Annotated in this window: 1 protein-coding gene; it reads right to left on the reverse strand. The window is 63.6% G+C overall.

All coding sequences use genetic code 11. The annotated features are described in order from the left end of the window. Nucleotides 1-20 precede the first annotated feature (20 nt). Nucleotides 21-738: LLM class flavin-dependent oxidoreductase (locus DBR24_RS15785; RefSeq protein WP_256591538.1), on the reverse strand; the 718-nt coding region annotated here is incomplete at its 5' end.

The following is a 738-nucleotide window of genomic DNA, read 5'->3' on the forward strand; positions in this document are numbered from 1 at the left end:
GGCTAGGGTGAGGGCGCCCTTCAGCCCTTCATCACCTGCGCCAACAACTCGTAGGAATGCAGGCGATCGGCGTGTTCATACAGATCACAGGTGAAGATCAGTTCATCCGCCTGTGTCTGCTCGACCAACACCTCCAGCTTGGCGCGGATCTTCTGCGGACTGCCGACCATCGCCAGACCGAGGAAATCCCCCACCGCTTCACGCTCATGCGGCAGCCACAAGCCATCCATGGTTTTCACCGGCGGACGCTGTACCAGGCTTTGCCCACGCATCAGCGCGAGAATGCGCTGGTACACCGAAGTCGCCAGGTAATCGGCCTGCTCGTCGGTATCCGCCGCCACCAGCGGCACACCGAGCATCACGTAAGGCTTGTCGAGCACGGCGGATGGCTTGAAGTGGTTGCGGTAGACCCGAATTGCCTCGTGCATGAAACGCGGGGCGAAATGCGAGGCAAAGGCGTAGGGCAATCCGCGCTCACCAGCCAGTTGCGCACTGAACAGGCTGGAACCAAGCAGCCAGATCGGCACATTGGTGCCCGTGCCCGGCATGGCGATCACCCGTTGATCCGGGGTGCGCGGGCCGAGGAAACGCGCCAGCTCGGCGACATCTTCCGGGAAATCGTCGGCGCTGCCGGAGCGTTCACGGCGCAACGCGCGGGCGGTCATCTGATCGGACCCCGGAGCGCGGCCCAACCCCAGGTCGATGCGTCCCGGATACAGACTTTCGAGGGTGCCGAAC

The organism is Pseudomonas sp. HMWF006 (genome assembly GCF_003061205.1).
Taxonomy (GTDB): Bacteria; Pseudomonadota; Gammaproteobacteria; order Pseudomonadales; family Pseudomonadaceae; genus Aquipseudomonas; species Aquipseudomonas monsensis.